The sequence below is a fragment of the Mesorhizobium caraganae genome, assembly GCF_016836705.1.
GTDB classification, from domain to species: domain Bacteria; phylum Pseudomonadota; class Alphaproteobacteria; order Rhizobiales; family Rhizobiaceae; genus Mesorhizobium; species Mesorhizobium caraganae.
Genome location: NZ_JAFCGY010000011.1, coordinates 63314 through 83991, shown reverse-complemented (window position 1 = coordinate 83991; position 20678 = coordinate 63314). Strand labels below are relative to the sequence as shown.

Annotated in this window: 22 protein-coding genes and 1 riboswitch; of the genes, 12 read left to right on the top strand and 10 right to left on the bottom strand. The window is 64.4% G+C overall.

Annotated elements, in window-relative coordinates; all coding sequences use genetic code 11:
- The first annotated feature begins 81 nt into the window (after positions 1-81).
- Both JQK88_RS19635 and JQK88_RS19630 read left to right on the top strand, forming a co-directional pair.
- The gene (locus JQK88_RS19635) at positions 82-2697 is read left to right on the top strand and encodes a TIGR02302 family protein (RefSeq protein ID WP_203279155.1); all 2616 of its coding nucleotides are present in this window, start codon (positions 82-84) and stop codon (positions 2695-2697) included.
- Positions 2698-2738: 41 nt separating this feature from the next.
- The gene (locus tag JQK88_RS19630; RefSeq protein WP_192258288.1) at positions 2739-3110 is read left to right on the top strand and encodes a glyoxalase superfamily protein; all 372 of its coding nucleotides are present in this window, start codon (positions 2739-2741) and stop codon (positions 3108-3110) included.
- 23 nt (positions 3111-3133) lie between these two features.
- Here the strand turns inward: JQK88_RS19630 and JQK88_RS19625 are convergent, their stop codons facing one another.
- Positions 3134-3997, bottom strand: coding sequence for a LysR substrate-binding domain-containing protein (locus JQK88_RS19625; protein WP_112562313.1), 864 nt, complete (start codon positions 3995-3997; stop codon positions 3134-3136).
- A 228-nt stretch (positions 3998-4225) separates the two neighbouring features.
- Here JQK88_RS19625 and JQK88_RS19620 point away from each other — a divergent pair, with 228 nt between their 5' ends.
- Positions 4226-5176 (top strand): DMT family transporter, encoded by a 951-nt coding sequence (locus tag JQK88_RS19620; protein WP_192258289.1) that lies wholly within the window; start codon positions 4226-4228, stop codon positions 5174-5176.
- A gap of 6 nt (positions 5177-5182) precedes the next feature.
- Here the strand turns inward: JQK88_RS19620 and JQK88_RS19615 are convergent, their stop codons facing one another.
- The 3 genes from JQK88_RS19615 to JQK88_RS19605 form a co-directional block, all read right to left on the bottom strand.
- Entirely contained in the window at positions 5183-5554 is a 372-nt protein-coding gene (locus JQK88_RS19615; RefSeq protein ID WP_112562237.1) for a response regulator, read from the bottom strand.
- Positions 5555-5618: 64 nt separating this feature from the next.
- Positions 5619-6161: a hypoxanthine phosphoribosyltransferase gene (gene hpt / locus JQK88_RS19610; RefSeq protein ID WP_192258290.1), complete on the bottom strand. Its 543-nt coding sequence runs from the start codon at positions 6159-6161 to the stop codon at positions 5619-5621.
- Positions 6162-6187: 26 nt separating this feature from the next.
- Positions 6188-6826 (bottom strand): hypothetical protein, encoded by a 639-nt coding sequence (locus JQK88_RS19605; RefSeq protein WP_203279154.1) that lies wholly within the window; start codon positions 6824-6826, stop codon positions 6188-6190.
- Positions 6827-7006: 180 nt separating this feature from the next.
- Here JQK88_RS19605 and ftsE point away from each other — a divergent pair, with 180 nt between their 5' ends.
- The 3 genes from ftsE to JQK88_RS19590 all read left to right on the top strand — a co-directional run bounded on the left by ftsE (position 7007) and on the right by JQK88_RS19590 (position 9508).
- Positions 7007-7666 (top strand): cell division ATP-binding protein FtsE, encoded by a 660-nt coding sequence (ftsE, locus tag JQK88_RS19600; protein ID WP_023685344.1) that lies wholly within the window; start codon positions 7007-7009, stop codon positions 7664-7666.
- Positions 7659-8648, top strand: coding sequence for a cell division protein FtsX (locus JQK88_RS19595; RefSeq protein ID WP_192258292.1), 990 nt, complete (start codon positions 7659-7661; stop codon positions 8646-8648). The genes ftsE and JQK88_RS19595 overlap by 8 nt, the downstream gene beginning before the upstream one ends.
- A 134-nt stretch (positions 8649-8782) precedes the next feature.
- Positions 8783-9508, top strand: a complete 726-nt coding sequence (locus tag JQK88_RS19590; protein WP_203279153.1) for a YdcF family protein — start codon at positions 8783-8785, stop codon at positions 9506-9508.
- 5 nt (positions 9509-9513) lie between these two features.
- Here JQK88_RS19590 and JQK88_RS19585 read toward each other — a convergent pair whose 3' ends face one another.
- Positions 9514-10146 (bottom strand): pyridoxamine 5'-phosphate oxidase family protein, encoded by a 633-nt coding sequence (locus JQK88_RS19585; protein ID WP_203279152.1) that lies wholly within the window; start codon positions 10144-10146, stop codon positions 9514-9516.
- Between the two features lie 115 nt (positions 10147-10261).
- On the opposite strand from JQK88_RS19585, the gene JQK88_RS19580 reads away from it, so the two are divergent.
- Together JQK88_RS19580 and JQK88_RS19575 are read left to right on the top strand one after the other, a co-directional pair.
- Positions 10262-11167, top strand: a complete 906-nt coding sequence (locus JQK88_RS19580) for a LysR family transcriptional regulator (RefSeq protein WP_203279151.1) — start codon at positions 10262-10264, stop codon at positions 11165-11167.
- Between the two features lie 90 nt (positions 11168-11257).
- Positions 11258-12058, top strand: coding sequence for a lysophospholipid acyltransferase family protein (locus tag JQK88_RS19575; protein ID WP_203279150.1), 801 nt, complete (start codon positions 11258-11260; stop codon positions 12056-12058).
- Positions 12059-12076: 18 nt separating this feature from the next.
- Here JQK88_RS19575 and JQK88_RS19570 read toward each other — a convergent pair whose 3' ends face one another.
- The 3 genes from JQK88_RS19570 to JQK88_RS19560 form a co-directional block, all read right to left on the bottom strand.
- Entirely contained in the window at positions 12077-12628 is a 552-nt protein-coding gene (locus tag JQK88_RS19570) for a LysE family translocator (RefSeq protein WP_203279189.1), read from the bottom strand.
- A gap of 163 nt (positions 12629-12791) precedes the next feature.
- Positions 12792-13739 (bottom strand): aldo/keto reductase, encoded by a 948-nt coding sequence (locus tag JQK88_RS19565; protein ID WP_192258298.1) that lies wholly within the window; start codon positions 13737-13739, stop codon positions 12792-12794.
- Positions 13740-13858: 119 nt separating this feature from the next.
- Positions 13859-14380: a gamma-glutamylcyclotransferase gene (locus JQK88_RS19560; RefSeq protein WP_192258299.1), complete on the bottom strand. Its 522-nt coding sequence runs from the start codon at positions 14378-14380 to the stop codon at positions 13859-13861.
- A 122-nt stretch (positions 14381-14502) separates the two neighbouring features.
- Between JQK88_RS19560 and JQK88_RS19555 the strand changes: the two genes are divergently transcribed.
- Together JQK88_RS19555 and JQK88_RS19550 are read left to right on the top strand one after the other, a co-directional pair.
- Entirely contained in the window at positions 14503-15501 is a 999-nt protein-coding gene (locus tag JQK88_RS19555) for a DUF2125 domain-containing protein (RefSeq protein WP_192258300.1), read from the top strand.
- 61 nt (positions 15502-15562) lie between these two features.
- Positions 15563-16486, top strand: a complete 924-nt coding sequence (locus JQK88_RS19550; protein ID WP_203279149.1) for a sugar kinase — start codon at positions 15563-15565, stop codon at positions 16484-16486.
- Positions 16487-16494: 8 nt separating this feature from the next.
- On the opposite strand, the gene JQK88_RS19545 is transcribed toward JQK88_RS19550, so the two are convergent.
- A complete protein-coding gene (locus JQK88_RS19545; protein ID WP_203279148.1) occupies positions 16495-17430 on the bottom strand; it encodes a prephenate/arogenate dehydrogenase family protein in 936 nt (311 codons plus the stop codon).
- A 5-nt stretch (positions 17431-17435) separates the two neighbouring features.
- Positions 17436-18554, bottom strand: a complete 1119-nt coding sequence (gene hisC, locus JQK88_RS19540) for a histidinol-phosphate transaminase (protein ID WP_512699814.1) — start codon at positions 18552-18554, stop codon at positions 17436-17438.
- Between the two features lie 119 nt (positions 18555-18673).
- Positions 18674-18751: riboswitch (SAM riboswitch) on the top strand.
- A 60-nt stretch (positions 18752-18811) separates the two neighbouring features.
- Between hisC and metX the strand changes: the two genes are divergently transcribed.
- Positions 18812-19981 carry a homoserine O-acetyltransferase MetX gene (metX, locus tag JQK88_RS19535; protein WP_192258304.1) on the top strand — a complete coding sequence of 390 codons (1170 nt, stop codon included), beginning with the start codon at positions 18812-18814 and terminating at the stop codon, positions 19979-19981.
- Positions 19982-20039: 58 nt separating this feature from the next.
- The gene (metW, locus tag JQK88_RS19530) at positions 20040-20654 is read left to right on the top strand and encodes a methionine biosynthesis protein MetW (RefSeq protein ID WP_112562220.1); all 615 of its coding nucleotides are present in this window, start codon (positions 20040-20042) and stop codon (positions 20652-20654) included.
- Positions 20655-20678 lie beyond the last annotated feature (24 nt).

Here is a 20678-nt window from a genome sequence, read left to right as displayed (position 1 = left end):
GAACCGCCTCGCCTTTGCCGTGTTTGCTGGTAAACTTCTGCTTGTTGAGTCCGGGCTATCCCGCCCGGGCAGGAAGGGCCGATGACGGAAAGCCCCATTTCCAGCGGCGATCGCAGCCTGGCCGGACGGCTTGCTCTAAGCCGGTTGGCGACACGGGTCTCGATGACGGTCGAGCGCGGCTGGCCGCTGCTTCTGCCGCTGCTCATCGTCGCCAGCCTGTTCCTCAGCCTCTCCTGGCTCGGACTTTTCCCACGCCTGCCTGACGTTGCGCGCATTGTCCTGGTCGCGGCTTTCGGCCTTGCCGCGCTTGCAGCGCTCTATCCGCTGCGTTTCTTCGAGCTTCCCTCCGCCGCCGAGGTCGACCGCCGCATCGAGGCGGCCAACCAGTTGCAGCACAGCCCGGTGCTGGTGCAGACCGACCGTCCGAGCGGCAAGGAAAGCATCTTTTCCCAGGCGCTGTGGCGCGAGCACCAAAAGCGCATGGCCGACAAGCTCGGCGATCTTGGCGCCGATCTGCCGCGTGCCCGGGTGCCGGAACGCGACCCGTGGGGGCTCCGCGCCGTGGCGGCGCTGCTTTTGGTCACCGCTTTCGCCTTTTCCTTCGGACCGTCCGGCGGCAGGCTCTCCGATGGTTTCCGCGCCCATGCGGCGCGCGACATCGTTCCGCCGCGCATCGATGCCTGGGTGACCCCGCCGGCCTATACCGGCAAGCCGCCCATCTTCCTGACCACCCCAGCCATCGACAACAATGCCAAGCAGGCAGCCGCCACCTTTACCGTGCCGCAAGGCAGCGACGTCTCTCTGCGCGTCACCGGCGGCTCCGGCGAGGAAACGCTCAGCTTCGCCGACAAGAGCGGCAATGCCCGCGCCATCGACCCGACCGGACCGCAGGCAGCAGCGATCAAGGCAGCGGCGGTCAACCCGGCAACACCCAAGCTGCGCCAGTTCACCGGCAAGCTGACGGCTGACGGCACGCTGACGCTGAAATCGGGCGAAGCCGATCTCGGCCAATGGGCTTTCGCGGTGATCCCCGACAAGCCGCCGACCATTCGCTTCGTCGGCGAGCCCAAGCGCGCCGTCAACGGCGCCTTCGAGCTCAATTACCAGATCGACGACGACTATGGCGCGGCCACCGCCAAGGCGGTTTTCGCGCTGGTCGATCCGGCGGCGCCCGGTGCGCATCCGCTTTACGGACCGCCTGAAATGCCATTGGCGCTACCGCGCCGCGGCGGCAAGGCGAACGCCGCCAAGACCACCAAGGACCTCACCGAACATGTCTGGGCCGGCGCCAGCATCAAGCTGTCGCTTGTCGCCACCGACGATGCCGGGCACACCGCGACCAGCGAAACCAAGACGATTGTGATGCCCGAGCGGCCCTTCGCCAATCCGCTGGCGCGGGCGGTGATCGAGCAGCGCCGCCTGCTGGCGCTCGATGCCAACGCCAAGCCGCGCGTGCTCGACCTGATGGACGCCATCACGCTTCGGCCCGAAGACACGTTCGACAACATGTCGCATTACCTCGCCATCATGAGCGCCCGCAGCCGGCTGAAGATGTCCGACAGCGACGACCAGCTGCGCAGCGAGGTTGCCTATCTCTGGGAAATCGCGCTCGGCATCGAGGAAGGCAATCTCTCCGCGGCGGAAAAGCGCCTGCGCCAGGCGCAGCAGGCGCTGCAGGATGCCATCAAGCGTGGCGCCAGCGACGAAGAGATCGAAAAGGCGATGAAGGAACTGCGCGAGGCGATGAACGAATTCCTGCAGGAGTTCGCCGAGCGCGCCAAGCAGAACCCGAACGCGCCGCAGATGCAGCAGAACGGCCGCGAGCTGCGCCAGAGCGACATCGACCGCATGATGGACCAGATCGAGAACCTGGCGAAATCAGGCGACCGCGACAAGGCGCAGGAGCTGCTGTCGCAGCTGGAAAACATGATGAACAACCTGCAGGCCGGCCGTCAGCAACAAGGCGGCGAGCAGGACAGTGAAATGCGCCAGCAGATGGACAAGCTGGGCGAGATCATGCGCCGCCAGCAGGAGATGATGAACGACACCTACCGGATGGACCAGATGCAGCGCGGTCAAGGCCAGCGAGATCAAGACCAGCAGCAACAGGATGGCGACCAGCAGCTCGGCGGACAGGATCAGGACAAACCCGGCCCCGGTGACGACCGCGATCCGCTTGCCCGCAAAAAGCAGATGACGGCGCAGGAATTCGCCGATGCGATGAAGCAGCTGCAGGAAGGCCAGGGCCAGTTGCAAAGCGAGCTCGACAAGCTGAAGAAGGGCCTGGAAGGCATGGGCATGCAGCCCAATGAAGGATTTGGTGAGGCCGGCAAGTCCATGGGCAATGCCGAAAAGTCGCTTGGCGAAGGTGAAGGCGACCAGGCAGTCGGCCACCAGGGCCGCGCGCTGGAAGCGCTGCGCAAGGGCGCCAAGGAGATGATGAAGCAGCTGCAGGCGATGCAGGGCGACCAGGGCGGTAGCCAGGAAGGCGGCCGCCAGCAGGACGCCGACCGCGATCCGCTGGGCCGGCCACGCGCCAGCCGCGGACCCGATTTCGGCGATTCGGTGAAGGTGCCCGACGAGATCGACGTGCAGCGCGCCCGCCAGATCCTCGAAGCGATTCGCAAGCGGCTCGGCAACGCGCTCAGCCCCGACATCGAGCGCAGTTATCTTGAGCGGCTGCTGGAGCTGAAGTAGCCTCCAAGGCAACATCCGTCGAACTGAATGGTATCAGCGCCATGCCGAAACTCGGTGCCGTAACGCCCATCCTGCGCATCTTCGACATCGCCAAGGCGCGCGAATTCTACCTCGACTTCCTCGGCTTCGAAGTCGAGTTCGAACATCGCTTCGACGACAATGCGCCGCTCTACATGGGTGTAATCCGCGACGGCTGCGTGCTGCATCTGAGCGAACATCACGGCGACGGCGCGCCGGGCGTGGCCATGCGCATCAAGGTCGAGGATATCGCCGCGCTGCACCGCGAACTGATCGGCAAGAAATACCGCTACGCCCGGCCGGGTCTCGAAGCAACGCCGTGGCAGACCCGCGAAGTGACGGTCGGTGATCCCTTCGGCAACCGCCTGCATTTCTACGAGGATGCGGCAGGCTAGGCAGTTTCCCGGAAGGAGCTGTTCTAATCGGACCTGTTGACGAATGCGTCGCGGATCGCTTCCTGCATGCCGTCGATCGCCTCGCCCGACGCGTTCGGGTTGCGATGCATCACCACATTCGAGGAGTCGATGTGGCCGAACCCGTCGGCGGCAGTGAGCTCGCGACAGCCATCGGGAATGTTGCTGTGCGAGATCGGCGCGATCGCCAGGCCAGAGGTGACGGCGAGCTTCAGGCCGCCGGTGGTGTCGCTGGTATAGGCGACTCGGTAGGCCAGCCCGCGCTGTTCCAGCGATTTGATGGCGAAGTCCTTGCACCAGCCGGCCCGGTTGTAGAGCGCGATCGGCACCGGCCGCTCCTCATGCATGTGATGCAGGCTCGATGTCACCCACACCGTCGGATCGTGCATCAGCACCTCGCCGCCGCCGGGATCCTGCCATTCGAAGACCACGGCGAGGTCGAGCTCGCCGGCAGCCAGCGCCGCCAGCTGCGCGCCTGAATGCGCATAGCGCACCGTGACCTCAACCTTGGTGTGGCGCTTGGAGAAGGCGCCGAGTGCCCGCGACAGGATGGCGTGGCCATATTCCTCTGGAATGCCGATCCGCACCGGCCCGCCGAGAGGTGCCGCCGCCATCGACGCCGCCGTCTCGTCGAGCAGCGAGACGATGCGGCGGGCATTGACGATCAGTTCGCCGCCACGGCGCGTCAGGGCTACGCCGCGCGAACCGCGTTCGAACAGGCTGTCGCCGACCAGCTCCTCGAGCTTCTTCATCTGCATCGACACCGCCGACTGGGTGCGGCCGGCCTGCTCCGCCGCCCGGGTGAAATTGCCAGCTTCGGCAATGGCGACGAAGGTGCGCAGAAGATCGCTGTCGAGGGTTGGTCGCATCGAATCCGTCATAAGCAAATTTGATCGCAGGTATCATTCCAATTCGTTTGCAACATGTCAAACGCCGGACGATAGTCAGCCTACCCATTGGATATGCGGCCGCGAAATCGGCTGCGGACCAATCGAAGAGTCCTCACTCATACCCGCTGCCCGAAACGGTGGCGGGTTCTTTTTACCCCGCAGCCGGGCGGCTGCGGGCACTTCAGGCAAGGGGCCGGCAGCAACGACATGCGCAACCGGATCGTTCTCGGCATCATCAGCCTGTGCCTCGGCGTGCTGGTGTTCTCGCTCCAGGACCCGCTCGTCAAGGCGGTGTCGGGCGGCTATCCAGTCACCGAGGTGATGTGGATCCGCTCGATCGTCGCCTTGCCGATCCTGATCGTTCTCGTCCGCGCCGATGTCGGCCTGCCGGCCATCGCCTCGAAGCGGTTTGGCCTGCTGACGATCCGCGCCTTCATCCAGTTCAGCTCCTATACGGTCTATTATCTGGCAATCGCCGCCTTGCCGCTCGCCGACGCGGTGGCGCTCTACTTCATGGCGCCGCTGTTCATCATGGCGATGGCCGGACCCTATCTCGGCGAACGCGTGTCCTGGCAGGCGCTCGCCACCGTGCTGATCGGCATGCTGGGCGTGGTCGTGATGCTGCGCCCGGGCGCCGGCCTGTTCGACTGGGCGGCCTTCTTGTCGCTGGGTTCGGCGCTGCTCTACGGCTTTTCGCAGCTGATGGCGCGCAAGATCGGCGACACCGAATCCTCAACCGTTATGGCCTTTTACCAGAACGGCGCCTATCTTGTCGGCGCAGCCGCGGTTGCCGGCACATTCTGGCTTGCGGGCATAACCCACGCGGTCCATCCAAGCCTCGAATTCCTGGTGCGGCCATGGGTTTGGCCGACGACACCGGATTTCCTCAAGATGGCCGCCTGCGGCTTCGTCGCCTCGGCCGGCATGATCCTTCTGTCGCAGGCCTACCGGCTGGCGCCGGCTAACCGCGTGGCCACCTTCGAATACACGGGGATCATCTGGTCGCCGCTGTGGGGCTTTCTGTTCTTCAACGAGGTGCCGCGCTCGACCACCGCCATCGGTGCGGCGCTGATCATCGGCGCCGGCCTGCTCGCGCTCAACACCGAACGGCGCAGGAGCGTGGCGCCTGCCCTTGCTGCAAGCCAGGATGCGGCTTGAATAGCGTCAGGCAAAGCAGGCCAGCGCCTGTTCGACGCGGGAACGGATTTCGGCCAGCGTGAAAGGCTTTTGCACGACATCGATAATGATGCCGTTCAACTCCTCGGCGCGCTCGCGCTGGTCGGCATAGCCGGTCATCAGCAGGATCTTCATCGCCGGAAAAAGCCTGGCCGCCGCGATCGCCATCTCGATGCCGTCCATCTCCGGCATGCGGATATCGGAGACGACGAGGTCGTAACCGCCGCCCGCCGCGCTGATCATCGCCAGCCCCTGCGCGCCATCGGCGGCAATGTCGATTGAATGCCCGGCGCGTTCGAGCGCGCGGGCAGCGAGGGTACGGACGGACTCATCGTCCTCGACGATCAGAAGCTTTGCCATGGGCCGGAATTTGGCGGGCAAAAGTTGACTTTTTCTGAAAATTTGAAACGTCGAAGACCTTTTCTCAGGCGTCGCCTTTGACGACACCGACGAATGGCAATTCCCGGAAAGCGTGGGCGACGTCCATGCCGTAACCGACGACGAAATAATCGGGACAGTCGAAGCCGACATAATCGGCATTGAGCTCGGTCTGGCGACGCATGCGCTTATCGAGCAGCACCGCGATGGCGCAGCTTTTGGCGCCGCGCGACAGCATCAGATTGCGAGTGAAGGAAAGCGTCTTGCCTGATTCGAGAATATCGTCGATCAGCAGCACGTCGCGGCCGGCGACCTCATTGTCGATATCGCGCAGCACCCTCACCTCGCCGCTGGTGGTGCCGGCGCCATAGCTGGAAATGAAGATGAATTCGACCTCCGGCGACAGCCCGACATCGTGCATGGCGCGAATGAGATCCGCGGCAAAGATGAAGGAGCCCTTCAACACCGAAATCACCAGCAGGTCGTGATAGTCGCGCTCGGCGATCTCCTTGGCGAGTTCCAGATTGCGCCGCGCGATCGCGGACGCCGAAAACAGGACTTCGATGTCCTTGCCGCGCACAACTGGCATCAATAACCTTTCCGAGAGATCGTCGCCTAACCGGCGAAAGTGACCGAGACGGCCTTTACACCGTTTCTAGGCACGTCGAGACGGCTGGAAAAGCCGAATCTTTCGCCAGGCGCCAGCGAACGGCTGGATGTCCCCAACGTATAGCGCGTGATGCGGCTGTCATTGCCGGTGACGCGAATCTCCAGCAGCGGCAATGGTCCCGCCTTCACACCGTCATTCACGGCCTCGCCATCGACGAACAGCACCGGGGTGGACCCGGAAGCGTCGACACGAGAGGTGACGCCGGCAATGCTGAGTACGGCGCCCGCCGGCTGCTCAACCGCAAAGAACGGCGTCTGGCGCACCAAAGCGTGGCCGCCCGAGACCCAGAAGGCAGCCAGCGCTGCACCGACGCCGGCGATCCAGAAGATCGGCCCGCCACGCGAAGCCGGCGGCCGCACGGTTGCGGCTTCCGGCTTGCGCAGCATGTCCATGCCTTCGATCGACGGTGTGGCCACGTTGCGCGCAGGCGGCTGGATGGCGTCCGCCCTCGAGACACTGCGTGGCAGCACCTCATAATCGGCATCGACGATATCGGTCGCCATAGGACGCAATTCCGGCGCGACACTTGTCCCGGTCATGATTTCGCCGGAAACCGGGCGCGCGGTTCGTTGCTCAGCCATCATGGCCCCGCTGTTCGCTCTTCGTTTCTTTTGCGTAAATGGAAATGGTTAACGCTTCCCCACCGGAACCCTTGTGACGTATTCAAAAACAGCGAAAATTAACCGACGGTTAACCATGGCGGCCGATGGTCGTTTGGCAGAAAGGGCTGGCACGCCGCCGCCACACATTTCAGGTCGCCGCACGTGATCCGCTTCGAAAATGTCGGCCTCCGCTATGGCATGGGTCCGGAAATCCTCCGCGACATCTCCTTGCACATTCCGGAGAGCTCCTTCCAGTTCCTGAGCGGGCCCTCCGGCGCCGGCAAGACGACGCTGCTGCGCCTTCTGTTCATGTCGCTGAAGCCGACGCGCGGGCTGATCACCATCTTCGGCAAGGACCGCTCGCGTATCTCGCGCGCAGAACTGCCGCATCTCAGGCGTCGCATCGGCGTGGTGTTCCAGGACTTCCGCCTGCTCGACCACATGACCACCTATGAGAATGTCGCCCTGCCGCTGCGCGTGCGCGGCCGCGAGGAAGCGAGCTACCGCACCGACGTCACCGAACTTTTGAAATGGGTTGGTCTCGGCGAGCGCATGCATGTGCTGCCGCCGGTCCTCTCGGGCGGCGAAAAGCAGCGCGCCGCGATTGCCCGCGCGCTGATCGAACAGCCCGAGATCCTGCTCGCCGACGAGCCGACCGGCAATGTCGACCCGCCACTGGCGCGTAGGCTGCTCAGGCTGTTCATCGAGCTCAACCGTCTCGGCACCGCGGTGGTGATCGCCACCCACGATCTCGGCCTGATGGAGCAGGTCGACGCGCGCCGCATGATCCTGGCCGGCGGAAGGCTGGATATCTATGACTGAGCTATCCGCCGAACAGCTGCATGAAGCGGCCGCGGAGCAGGCCGCTACGCCGCAGCGCGTCCAGCGCCGCATGGCGCCGATCGTGCCGGCGCAGAACATTGCCGGCCGCGCTCTGGTGCTGGTCATCGCCATCATGACCTTCCTGTCCTGCCTAACCTTCGGCGCCGTCACGCTGGTGCGCGATACCGCCTCGGTCTGGGAGAACCAGATCTCGCGCGAGGCGACGATCCAGATCAAGCCTGTCGACGGCCTCGACATGGAGGCAGCCCTTGCTCAGGCCTCGCAGATCGCCGGCGAGTTCCCCGGCGTGAAAGCGACCAGGATCATCGACCGCGATGCGACGGCCCGCCTGTTGGAGCCGTGGCTGGGCTCGGGGCTGAACATCGACGAACTGCCGGTGCCGCGGCTGATCATCGTCACCATCGACGAGACCAGCCCGCCCGACTTTGCCGCCATCCGCGCAGCGATCACGCCCAAGCTGCCCAGTGCTTCGCTCGACGATCACCGCACCTGGGTCGACCGGCTGGTCGCCATGGCCCGCACCACCGTCACCATCGGCATCGCCGTGCTGGTGCTGATGTTGTCGGCGACGGTGCTGACGGTGGTGTTCGCCACGCGCGGCGCCATGGCCGGCAATGGCCATATCATCGAGGTGCTGCACTTTGTCGGCGCCGAGGCGCGCTTCATCGCGCGCGAATTCCGCTGGCATTTCCTGGTCACCGGCATGAAGGGCGCTGCCGCCGGCGGCGCCGCCGCGATCCTCGTTTTCATCGTCTTTTCCTGGTGGTCGTCGCGCAACATGGCAACGCCGCAGGCCGACCAAGCGACCGCTTTGTTCGGCAATTTCGCCATCGGATCGGCCGGTTATCTCGGCGTCGGCCTGATGGTGCTGGTGATCGGTGGGCTGACGGCGGCGACCTCGCACGCCACCGTCGTCGCCTATCTCAGCGACATCGATGTCCGCCAGCCGGATGCGGGCTGAACCATGAGGGCAGGAGCGAAAAACAGTTTGGGGGCCAGGGACAGGAATAACGGAGCGATCACGGATCGAAAACCGACGTAACGCAATGTGCGCTTTTTTCCTTATCAAAACGGCATTTCAGGATTAACCATAGGATGATGGACGCGCGGAACTCGACCGGGACGGCTGGACAGATGCCAGTGGTGGGTGCGCGTTCACGTGTGCGCACCGGCCCGGGTCGTTTGCGGACTGTGCTGCGTCTCGCCTCCCTCTGTCTCCTGCTGCTGGTGGCGCTGTTTGCCGGCGGCTTCGGCTGGTTCGCCAGCAAGGTCAGCCACATGACCACCCCGGCGGATCCGGCCAAGGCCGATGCGATCATCGTCTTGACCGGCGGTCAGGCGCGCCTCGACGCCGCACTCGATCTGCTTGCCTCTGGCAAGGGCGAGAGGTTGCTGATCTCAGGCGTCCATCCCTCCGCCAGCCGCCGCCAGCTACAGGCTGCGACCGGCAGTGACAAGGCGCTGTTTTCCTGCTGCGTCGACATCGACCGCGCCGCGCTCGACACGATCGGCAATGCCCAGGAGAGCGCCAAATGGGTGGAGAGCCACGCCTATGGAAGCGTCATCCTCGTCACCAACAATTATCACATGCCGCGCAGCTTGCTGGAGATGGGCCGTCTGTTGCACGGCGCCAAGCTTGAGCCCTATCCGGTGGTCAACACCAACCTCGACAATGGCGACTGGCTGACCAAACCGGAAGCACTGCGCGTGCTTCTGACCGAATACAGCAAATACCTGCTGGCGCTGGCGCGCGGCATCGTCCCGGTCCGCCAGACCGCCGACAGCGTCGCGCTGGCCGAGGTTTCGACCGCAAAGGACTGAGTCGATTACCCCTTGGCCACGCCGTCCGAGGCGCCGCGCAGCCGCGCAATCTCCTGTTCGAGCCGCTCAATCCGCTTGTCGCGTTCGGCAAGTGCAGCCGCCACGTCGGCGGCCTCGAAACGCTGCGGAATGTGTTGCGGGCAATTGGCATCCCAGGCCGAGACCATGAACAGGATGACCTGCTCGGGGCGAGCCTTGTAATCCTGCGGCATCAGCTTTGCCAAAAGCTCGGCATCGTCCTCGACAACGCGCGCCGTGCCCCAGATCTTGACGCGCTGCCGATGCGCATAGTCGATGAGGAACAGGAATGCCTGATTGTTGTCGGCAAGATTGCCCTGGGTGATGAACTGCCTGTTCCCCGAGAAATCGGCAAAGCCGATGGTCTTCTCGTCCAGCACCTTGAGGAAGCCGGCAGGCCCGCCGCGGTGCTGGATATAGGGCTGGCCCTCGCCATTGGCCGTCGACAGGAAGACGCTGGTCTGCGCCGCGATGAAGTCGGCGAGGTCCGGCGTGATATGGGCGCGCCATCCGCCGCGCTCCTCGGCGCTGGCATAACCCTTGCGCGACCCCTTGCGGGTCTGGATCGCCTTGACCGTCGGCGTGAAGGCGACGTCGCTGGTGAAGGTATGCGCGTTCATGAAAGCCTCCTCGAGGCCAAATCTCTGGCCATTGTGTGCTCCGATATAGAGGCTTCCATCTTTCGGATGTAGATGGCATATTCGCAACCTCTCCTTCCATTTTCCGGAAGCAATGATGGATCGCTTCGAAGCCATGTCGCTGTTCGTCGCCGTTGTGGAGGCTGGCAGCCTTTCCGCCGCCGGCCGCCGCTTCGGAATTCCGCTGGCGACGGTCAGCCGCAAGGTCTCCGACCTTGAAAAGCATCTGCAGACGCGACTGCTGAACCGTTCGACCCGGCAGCTGACGCTGACCGATGCCGGCCAGGCCTATCTCGCCGCCTGCCGCCGTATCCTGGGCGAGGTCGGCGAGGCCGAGCGCACCGCCGCCGGCGAATACAGCACGCCGACCGGCGACCTGTTCATCACCGCCCCGATCGTCTTTGGCCGCCTGCACGTGCTGCCCGTCGTCACCGAGTTCCTCGCGGCCTACAGCCAAGTCAACATCCGCCTGACATTGGCCGACCGGATAACCCAACTGGCCGAGGAGCATCTCGATCTCGCCATCCGCATCGGCGAGCTTGCGCCGTCGAGCCTGGTCGCCATCCGCGTCGGCGCGATCCGCCGTGTGGTGTGCGCCAGTCCCGCCTATATCGCCACGCACGGCATGCCACAGGCCCCGGAAGATCTGGCCGCTCATGAGTGCATCAGTTTCGAGGGGCCCTCCGCTCTCGCCAGTTGGAGCTTTGCCGGCGGCAAGGGCGAACGAATTGTGCCGATACGCTCGCGGCTGCGCGTCAACACCGCCGAAGCGGCGATCGATGCCGCGATTGCCGGCGCCGGGATGACGCGCGTGCTGTCCTACCAGATCGCCGACGCGGTACGCTCTGGCGTGCTCGTCCCGGTCTTGCAGCCCTTCGAGCCACAGCCATGGCCGGTGAGCCTGGTCCATGCCGGCCAGGGCCTGCTGTCGGTCAAACTCAGGGCATTCCTCGATTTCGCCGCACCGCGGCTGAAGCAGCGGCTGCTGCAGGCGGCGTGGTGAGCTGAAGGCTGGCTGCGGCCATTGCGGCGTTTCCTTTTTGCCCGCGCTTGGTGTAACCAACGCACACCTCCTCAACGGGCCCTTCCCCGCATGCTCTATATCCGCTCGCTGGCGTTCAACCTCGTCTTCTACGTCAACCTGATCGTCCAGATGATCCTCTGGACCCCGTACTATTTCCTGTCGCCGCGCCACCGTGCCTGGTTCGTGCCGAAATTCTGGTCGCGCACCAGCCTGTGGCTCCACGACAAGATCGCCGGCACCAGGAGCGACATCACCGGTTTGGAAAACCTGCCCGAAGGTTCCTTCATCCTGGCGCCGAAACACCAGTCATTCTGGGACGCGATCGCTTTCTTTCCGCTTCTCCAGGACCCGCTTTACATCCTCAAGCGCGAACTGACCTGGATCCCCTTCTTCGGCTGGTACATCATGAAGATGCGGATGATCCCGGTCGACCGCGGCAGCCGCTCCAAGGCGCTGAAGCAGGTCGTTGCCTCGACCAGACAGGAAATGGCACGCAATCCGCGCCAGCTGATCATCTATCCCGAAGGCACGCGTCGCGCGCCGGGCGACGAGCCGGCCTACAAATACGGCATTGTCGAACTCTACGCGCAGCTCGGCGTTCCGGTGGTGCCGGTTGCCCATGTCGCCGGCCTCTATTGGCCGCGCCGCAAATTCATCCGCTTTCCCGGCACCATCAAGGCCCGCTTCCTGCCGCCGATCCCGCCCGGGCTCGGCAAGGACGAATTCATGGGCCGGCTGATCGGCGAGACCGAAGCCGCCTGCGATCAGTTGCTGATCGAAGCTTCCCGCGCGCCGAACCCGCCGCCAATGCCGCCGACGGCGGTCAAGCGACTGGCCGAACTCGCTGCGGCCACGAAGACCCAGGCCTGATCTCGACACGACTCGGACTTACGGCCACGCTACCAAAGCCGTGGTCACCACCAGCGTTGCGGCGAACACCAGATTGATGATCCGCGACGCCAGCGGCTGGCGCAGGGTGCGGGCGAAGGCCGCGCCGGCCAGAAGCCACAGCACATGGATGGCGACGATCATCAAGGTGAGAACCGCGAGCCTCGCCGGAACGCCGAGAGCATCGGCGCCGGCCGCCGTCGCGGAGCCGGCAAGGACCGCGGCAATCGCCACATAGGCCTTCGGATTGGCGACGGCGAGCAGGAAGCCGCCGAGGAAGGTTGGCAGCACCGCCCCGCTCTCACGCGCCGCCAGCGGCGGCGCCGTCGCTATTCGGAAGGCGAGATAGAGGATGTAGGCGGCGGAAGCGACCGCCAGCATGGGCGCCACCCACGGCATCGAGCTGAGGATAGCCGTGATGCCGGTGGCCACCACCAGCAGCACCGCAACCGTGCCGAGAATGATCCCCCAGGCATAGCGGAGCGAATTGCGCAGGCCGAAGGCGGCGCCTATCGCCGTGACGCTGATCGTCGCCGGGCCCGGACTGCCCATGACGACGGTTGCCGCCAGCACCAGCGCCAGCAATTGCTGCCAGAGCCTGTGAGAGGATCTCTATGGCCATGCTGCTCCCTCTCCCACGATGCTGGAGAGCAGTGTGGCGAACCGGACTGCCGACGTCTTGAACGATCGTGCCGAACCTGATCGGCAGCCTTCGCTAGGCGCTGGCCTTGTCCAGCGCCGCGAGATCCTCCGCGCTGAGCTTCAGCGACGCCGCGCGCACCAGGCTGTCGACCTGGTCGAGCGTTGTTGCGCTGGCGATCGGTGCGGTGATGCCGGGCTGCGCCATCACCCAGGCAAGCGCGACTTCGGCCTGGCTGGCCGAATGCCGCGCCGACACAGCGTCAAGTGCCGCAAGAATGCGCATTCCGCGCGCATTGAGATAGCCCTTCACGCCACCGCCGCGTTCACTTTTGCCAAGATCGGCCTCGCTGCGGTATTTGCCGCTCAAAAACCCTTTGGCGAGAGCGAAATAGGTGATGACGCCGATATCCTCCGCCACGCACAGATCATGCAGCGGCCCGTCGAAAGACGTGCGATCGTAGAGATTGTATTCCGGCTGCAGCACGGCATAGCGCGGCAGCCCGCGCAGGCTGGCCACATCGAGTGCGGCACGCAACTGGCCGGCGTCGAGGTTGGAGGCGCCGATATGGCGGACCTTGCCCGCGGCGAGCAGCTTCTCGTAAGCGCCGAGCGTCTCCTCGTAAGGCGTGGCCGGGTCCGCCCAGTGCGACAGGTAAAGGTCGATCACATCGGTCTGCAGCCGCTTGAGCGACGCCTCGACCGCCCTTTCGATATGGGCGGCGGACAGATCCTTCTTGCCTTGCCCCATATCCGAGCCAACCTTGGTGACCACGACGATCTTGTCGCGATTGCCGCGGCTTTTCATCCATTTGCCGATGATCGCCTCGGATTCGCCGCCCTTGTGGCCGGGCACCCAGCGCGAATAGGCGTCCGCCGTGTCGACGGCGTTGAGGCCGGCGCGGGCGAACCGGTCGAGCAGGTCGAAGGAGGTCTTCTCGTCGGCGGTCCAGCCGAAGACATTACCGCCCAGAACCAGCGGCGCGATGGAAAGGTCGGTTTGACCGAGACGGCGTTTCTGCAAGATCGGGCTCCATGATGCTGGCGGCGGCGGGCGAACCCGAATGCTTCGGGCCGCAGCTAAGCTAGGTCTCGCCGCGCCGAGGTCAAAGGCCTCAGCCAATTTTCCGGCGGGCCAGCACTTCACAAAGGCGCGACCCGTTTCGCCACCTCTTCCAGCCAGTGATCGCTGATACCGAGCGCTTCGAGGTGCTCGACCGCGCTCAGCACATAGTCCTCATTGTTTCCGGACTGGCCGATGGCGCCGCGGATGACGTTTGCCGCATGCGCTGCGTCGAGGCCGCCGACATACTGCTCATGCTGGCGGTCGACGATATAGGCAACCGCTGGGACCGTTTTGCCGCCGTCGAGGCGGATGTCGAGCACACGCTCAAGGTAGACGCTGGTCACCAGCTCGCGCTCGCGCAGATAGGCAAGCACCTCATCGCGCAACTCACCGGGCACGCGAAACGCCAGCCCGATGCAGGAGCCGCCACGGTCGAGGCCGAGCACCAGGCCCGGCCGCTCGCGCGTGCCGCGATGCACGAAGGAGTAGACGCAGAGCGACCGGCGGTAGCCGTAAAGGCGGGCGCGCCGGGTCTCGACATGCGCGAATCCCGGCCGCCAGATCAGCGAGCCGTAGCCAAAAACCCAAAAATCGCCCATATCGCCAAGCCTGATTGCACGAGAGTGACGCCGCCGCATCGGAATCGGTGCCCTTCTGTCTTTTTGCTTGTTGCGTAAACCACAGTCCACCCGCAACACGCCGCGTTAATGAAAGCCGCAGCATGACGTCAAGTGACGAACGCCCGTCGAAGTTTCGCCGCCGGCTGTTCTGGCTCGCCGCTTTGGCCGTTATGCTGTTCGGCGCCTACAGCGCGGTCTGGTTCTATGTTGCCGGCCGCGTCAGAAGCGAAGCCGACAAGGCGGTGGCGCAGCTGAATACCAAAGGCATCGAGGCCGGCTGCGCCAACCTCACCGTCAGCGGCTATCCCCTGAGCTTCGCCATTTCCTGTGACAATCTGGCTTACGAGGATGACACCAGGAACGTCGCCGCCTCGACCGGCAGTTTCAATTTCGTGGCCCAACTCATCCGCCCGCTATCGCCCGCCGCCGAGTTGCGCGGACCGCTGCGCACATCGATGCCCGGGATGACCCCTCTCTGGATCGACTGGGACAATCTACAGGCCGGTGCAAAGCTGTCCTGGCCCTTGCCGCGCAGCATTTCGCTGCAGGCCGAAGGCCTGTCCGGCCAGACCGATCCGGCCGACGATACCGACCCGGTTTCGCTGTTCAGCGCCGGAACCGCAGCGGGCGAACTGCGTCCCGACGGCCAGGACATCGGCTATGTCGGAACTTTCACTGATCTTGAGATCGATGCCGATGCGATCGGCGGGCGCGTGCTGCCGCCACTCGACGGCAGCGGTGACGCGACGCTGAAAAACGGCGTGGCGCTGATGAAGACCGAGGCAAAGAGCGTGCGCGGCCAGGCCGCCGACATCCACAAGCTCGATCTGTCGTCGGGAACCGCGCGCATCACAGTCTCCGGCCCGGTGTCGGTCGACGCCAATGGCCTGGTCAACGCCGACCTGACGATCAAGCTCAAGGATCCCAAAGCCGTGGCGGCAATCCTCGCCACCGCCATCCCCGAGCAGAAGAGCCAGATCGAACAAGGCTTTGCCGGCCTGGCTTTGCTCGGCAACGAGCCGTCGATGCCGCTCAAGGTGGTGAAGGGCAAGGCCTCGCTCGGCTTCATTCCTCTGGGCAAGATCAAGCCGCTCGATTAGAGCATGATCCCAAAGGCAGGAACCGCTTTGGGGGAAGATCCATGCTTAGCCAAGCCAACGCATGAGCCGGCCAGTAAAACTGCTTAGTGTCGGCGCGCTGACGCTGGACACCATCCTGCGCCTCGAAACCCTGCCCACGCACCAAGGCAAGTTCATCGCTTCGGACGGCATCCAGATCGCTGCGGGCATGGCGACAAGTGCGGCCTGTGCCGCACGCCGTCTCGGCGCCGAGGTGTTCCTGTGGGCAAGTGCGGGTGACGATACCATCGGCGACCAGCTGATGGCCGGCATCGAGGCCGAGGGCGTCGATTGCAGTTTTGTCCGCCGCGTTCAAGGTGCGCGTTCGGCGCTGGCTTCGATCCTCGTCGACGCCCATGGCGAGCGCGTTATCGTGCCGTTCTACGACCCGAAGGCGCAGGCCGACCCTCAGGCGCTGCCTGTCGCCGATCTTTCTGGCTTCGACGCCGTTCTCGTCGATGTGCGCTGGCCGGGCGCTGCCGCCCTTGCCCTGACCGCCGCGCGCGACGCCGGCAGGCCGGCGATCCTCGATGCCGACACAGCGCCACTCGAAGTGCTGGAGGTTCTGTTGCCGCTGGCGTCGCACATCGTCGCTTCGGAGACAGCGGCGCGCATTGTCTGCGGCCACGCCCTGGATTCGGAGACCGCCTGCGCCGATCTCGCCAGCCGCACCGATGCCTTCGTCGCGGTGACCGGCGGAGCGGCGGGAAGCTGGTGGCATGACCGGTCCTCAGGCTGCGTTCGCCACATCGCGGCGCCGAAGGTCAAGGCCGTCGACACGCTGGCCGCTGGCGACATCTTCCACGGCGCCTTTGCCGTTGGGCTCGCCGAAGCCATACCTATCGAGCAGGCCTTGCGCTTTGCCAGTGCCGCCGCCGCGCTCAAATGCCAGCGTTTTGGTGGCCGGCTCGGTGCGCCAAACAGAGACGAGACGCTGGCCATGGTCGCGGCGACCTGGCCTGCCTGAAACGGATTTTAGCTCTTGGCGGGGTGTTCCACCGCTTGGCGACCAAAATCCGGCACATCGATGTCCTGACCGGCCTCGATGATCGAGCGGCGTACGGCACGGGTGCGGGTGAACAGGTCGAACAGCTTTTCGCCGTCGCCCCAGCGGATCGCCCGCTGCAGCGAGGCGAGGTCCTCCGAAAAGCGCGCCAGCATTTCCAGGATGGCATCCTTGTTGTGCAGGCACACATCGCGCCACATGGTCGGGTCCGAAGCCGCGAGACGGGTGAAGTCGCGGAAACCCGAGGCCGAATATTTGATGACTTCTGTCTTGGTCACCGATTCCAGGTCGTCGGCCGTGCCGACGATGTTGTAGGCGATGATGTGCGGCAGATGCGAAACGATCGCCAGCGTCATGTCGTGATGCTGCGGGTCCATCGTGTCGATGTTGGAGCCGCAGCGCCGCCAGAATTCCGACAGCTTCTCCAGCGCGGCCGGATCGGTATCGGGCAGCGGCGTAAAGATGCACCAGCGGTTCTCGAACAGTTCGGCGAAGCCGGCATCCGGGCCGGACTTTTCCGTACCCGCCAGCGGATGTCCGGGGATGAAATGCACGCCGTCCGGCACATAAGGCTGCATCTGTGCAATCACAGAGGCCTTGGTCGAGCCGACATCGGTGAGGATGGCGCCCTTTTTCAGCGCCGGCGCGATCTCTTGCGCCACCTCGCCCGACGATCCCACAGGCACCGAGACGATGACGAGATCGGCATCGCGAACCGCTTCTTTGGCGTCTGTTGTGTAGCTTTCGCCCAGGCCGAGTTCCTTCGCACGCGCCAGCGTGGTCGGGCTGCGCGTCGCGATGGCGACATGGGCGGCCAGGCCTTCGCGGCGGATGACGCGGGCCAGCGACGAGCCGATCAGGCCGATGCCGACCAGCGCGATCTTTCCAAACATCGGTGACGTCATGGGCTTCAGCTTTTCAGGAATGTCGTGAGGGCGTCGATGACGCCGCGATTGGCTTCTTCCGTGCCGACGCTCATGCGCAGCGCGTTGGGGAAGCCATAGCCGGTGACGCGCCGCAGGATGAAGCCGCGCTGGGTGAGATAGTCGTCCGCCGCCTCTGCCGAATGCTTCTTGTCCTCAGGGAAATGGATGAGAACGAAATTGCCGACGCTCGGCGTCACCCTGAGACCAAGCTTTGTCAGCTCTTCATTCAGCCAGGTAAGCCAGGTCTCGTTGTGCAACGAACTGCGCTCGACATGGGCGCGGTCGCGGATGGCGGCAATGCCCGCCTCGATCGCCGTCGCGTTGACATTGAAAGGGCCGCGGATGCGGTTGATGGCATCGACAATGTGCAGGGGACCGTACATCCATCCGATGCGCGCGCCGCCAAGGCCGAGCTTGGAGAAGGTGCGGGTCATGACAACGTTCTGCGCGCTGCCGGCCAGCTCGATGCCGGCTTCATAATCGTTGCGCCGAACATATTCGGCGTAGGCCGCGTCGAGCACCAGAAGCACGTTGCCAGGCAGGGCGGCATGCAGGCGGCGGACCTCCTGGAACGGCAGATAGGTGCCGGTCGGATTGTTGGGATTGGCGAGGAAGACGATTTTGGTCCGCGGCGTCACCGCTGCCAGGATCGCGTCGACATCGGCGCGCTCGTCGGTCTCCTTGACCGTGACCGGTGTCCCGCCGGCCGACTGGATGTAGATCTTGTAGATCATGAAGGCGTGTTCGGTGATGATGGCCTCATCGCCGGTCGCCAGATAGGTCTGCGCCAGCAGGCCGAGGATCTCGTCAGAACCGTTGGAGCAGATGATGTTGGCCGGGTTCAGGCCATGCACTTCGGCGATCGCCTCGCGCAGCCGACGGGCGGTGCCATCGGGATAGACATCAAGCTTGGCAGCGACCTCGCGCGCGGCCTCGATTGCTTTCGGTGACGGGCCGAGCGGGTTCTCGTTCGACGACAATTTATGGACCTTGGCGACGCCGGCCGGCGCCGTGCTCTTGCCCGGCACATAGGCGTCGATGTCCATGATGCCCGCGCGGGGCGTCGGCCGTGCCTTGTCCGTTGTCTTGTTCATGTCGCAAATCCGTCGAGAATGCCTCCGTCCGGAGGCCGCAGCGGAAATACAAGCCGTGGCTCCGAATGTCGAGAGGCCCGGGCAATAGCTGGCCGTTGACGCCGGGCCGCGCGAGTTCTAGAAGAACGGAACAGTTCCGTGGTGATTTGGCCGGTCGGCTTGCAGCCACGTTAAACAACTCGCTAAAGGGCCGTTTGCGTGACGTAACCGGCTTTGCGATCGCATTGCCGGTTTTTTATTGCCTGACGGCGGGCAAGGAGAGTCACATGACCGCGCTCCGCGCCGCAAAAACCAACAATGAGGCCGACAACCCGTCGAGCCCGGTGTTGCGTTTTGGCCCTGACAAGCCGCTCAAGCTCGACGCCGGCACACTATTGTCGCCGTTCCAGATCGCCTACCAGACCTACGGCACGCTGAACGACGCCCGCTCCAACGCCATTCTGGTCTGCCACGCGCTGACCGGCGACCAGCACGTCGCCAACACCAATCCGGTGACCGGCAAGCCTGGCTGGTGGGAAGTGCTGATCGGCCCCGGCAAGATCATCGACACCAACCGCTTCTTCGTCATCTGCTCCAACGTCATCGGCGGCTGCCTCGGCTCGACCGGTCCGGCCTCGACCAACCCCGCCACCGGCAAGCCCTACGGGCTCGACCTGCCGATCATCACAATCCGCGACATGGTGCGGGCGCAATTGATGCTGGTCGACCATTTCGGCATCGAAAAGCTGTTTTGCGTGCTCGGCGGCTCGATGGGCGGAATGCAGGTGCTGGAATGGGCGTCGTGCTATTCCGAGCGCGTCTTCTCGGCGCTGCCGATCGCCACCGGCGCGCGCCATTCCTCGCAGAACATAGCCTTCCACGAGGTCGGTCGCCAGGCCGTCATGGCCGACCCGGACTGGCATGGCGGCAAATATTTCGAGCACGGCAAGCGCCCGGAAAAGGGGCTGGCGGTGGCGCGCATGGCTGCCCACATCACCTATCTGTCGGAAGCGGCACTGCACCGCAAGTTCGGCCGCAATCTGCAGGACCGCGAAGCGCTGACCTTCGGTTTCGACGCCGACTTTCAGATCGAGAGTTATCTGCGCCATCAGGGCATGACCTTCGTCGACCGCTTCGACGCCAATTCCTATCTCTACATGACCCGTTCGATGGACTATTTCGATCTCGCCGCCGACCATGGCGGACGGCTGGCCGATGCCTTTGCCGGCACCAAGACGCGCTTTTGCCTGGTCTCCTTCACCTCGGACTGGCTGTTCCCGACCGAGGAGAGCCGCTCGATTGTGCATGCGCTGAACGCTGCCGGCGCGTCCGTCTCCTTCGTCGAGATCGACACCGACCGCGGCCACGATGCCTTCCTGCTCGACGAGCCGGAACTGTTCGCCGCCATCAATGGCTTCATCGGCTCGGCGGCCCGCGCCAGGGGGCTCCGCGCATGACCCCGAAAAGTTGCAGACTTTTCGCACCGGGATCATGCGCCATCCAAGGGGCGAAGCCATGAGTGTCAACCGCGCCCAGCGCGTCGACCTCGAAGTCGTTGCCGGCCTCATTCCGCCGCTCTCGCGGGTGCTCGACGTCGGCTCCGGCGACGGCCTGCTCCTGGAACTCCTGCAGGAGACCAAGCAGGTCGACGGCCGCGGGCTGGAACTGTCGCAGCGCGGCGTCAATGAATGCGTGGCGCGCGGCCTCTCGGTCATCCAGGGCGATGCCGACACCGACCTCGAATTCTATCCCGACAAGGGTTTTGACTTCGTCGTCCTGTCGCAGACCCTGCAGGCCACCCGCAACCCGAAGCTGGTGCTCGACGAACTGCTCAGAATCGGCAACCGCGCCATCGTCTCCTTCCCCAATTTCGGCCACTGGCGGGTGCGGCTGTCGCTGTTCTTCAAGGGACGGATGCCGGTGACCGAGGACCTGCCCTATTCCTGGTACGACACGCCCAACATCCATTTCTGCACCATCCGCGACTTCGTCAATCTGGTCGAGGAGCTCGGCGCCTCGGTCGAGAAAGCCACCGCCCTCGACGGCAATGGCCAGAAGATCGGCCTGTCGATGCCATGGTGGTTCTGGAATTTCTTCGGCCAGCAGGCGGTGTTCTTGCTGAAGCGATAGAAGGTGTCTTCGACTCGGCCTTTT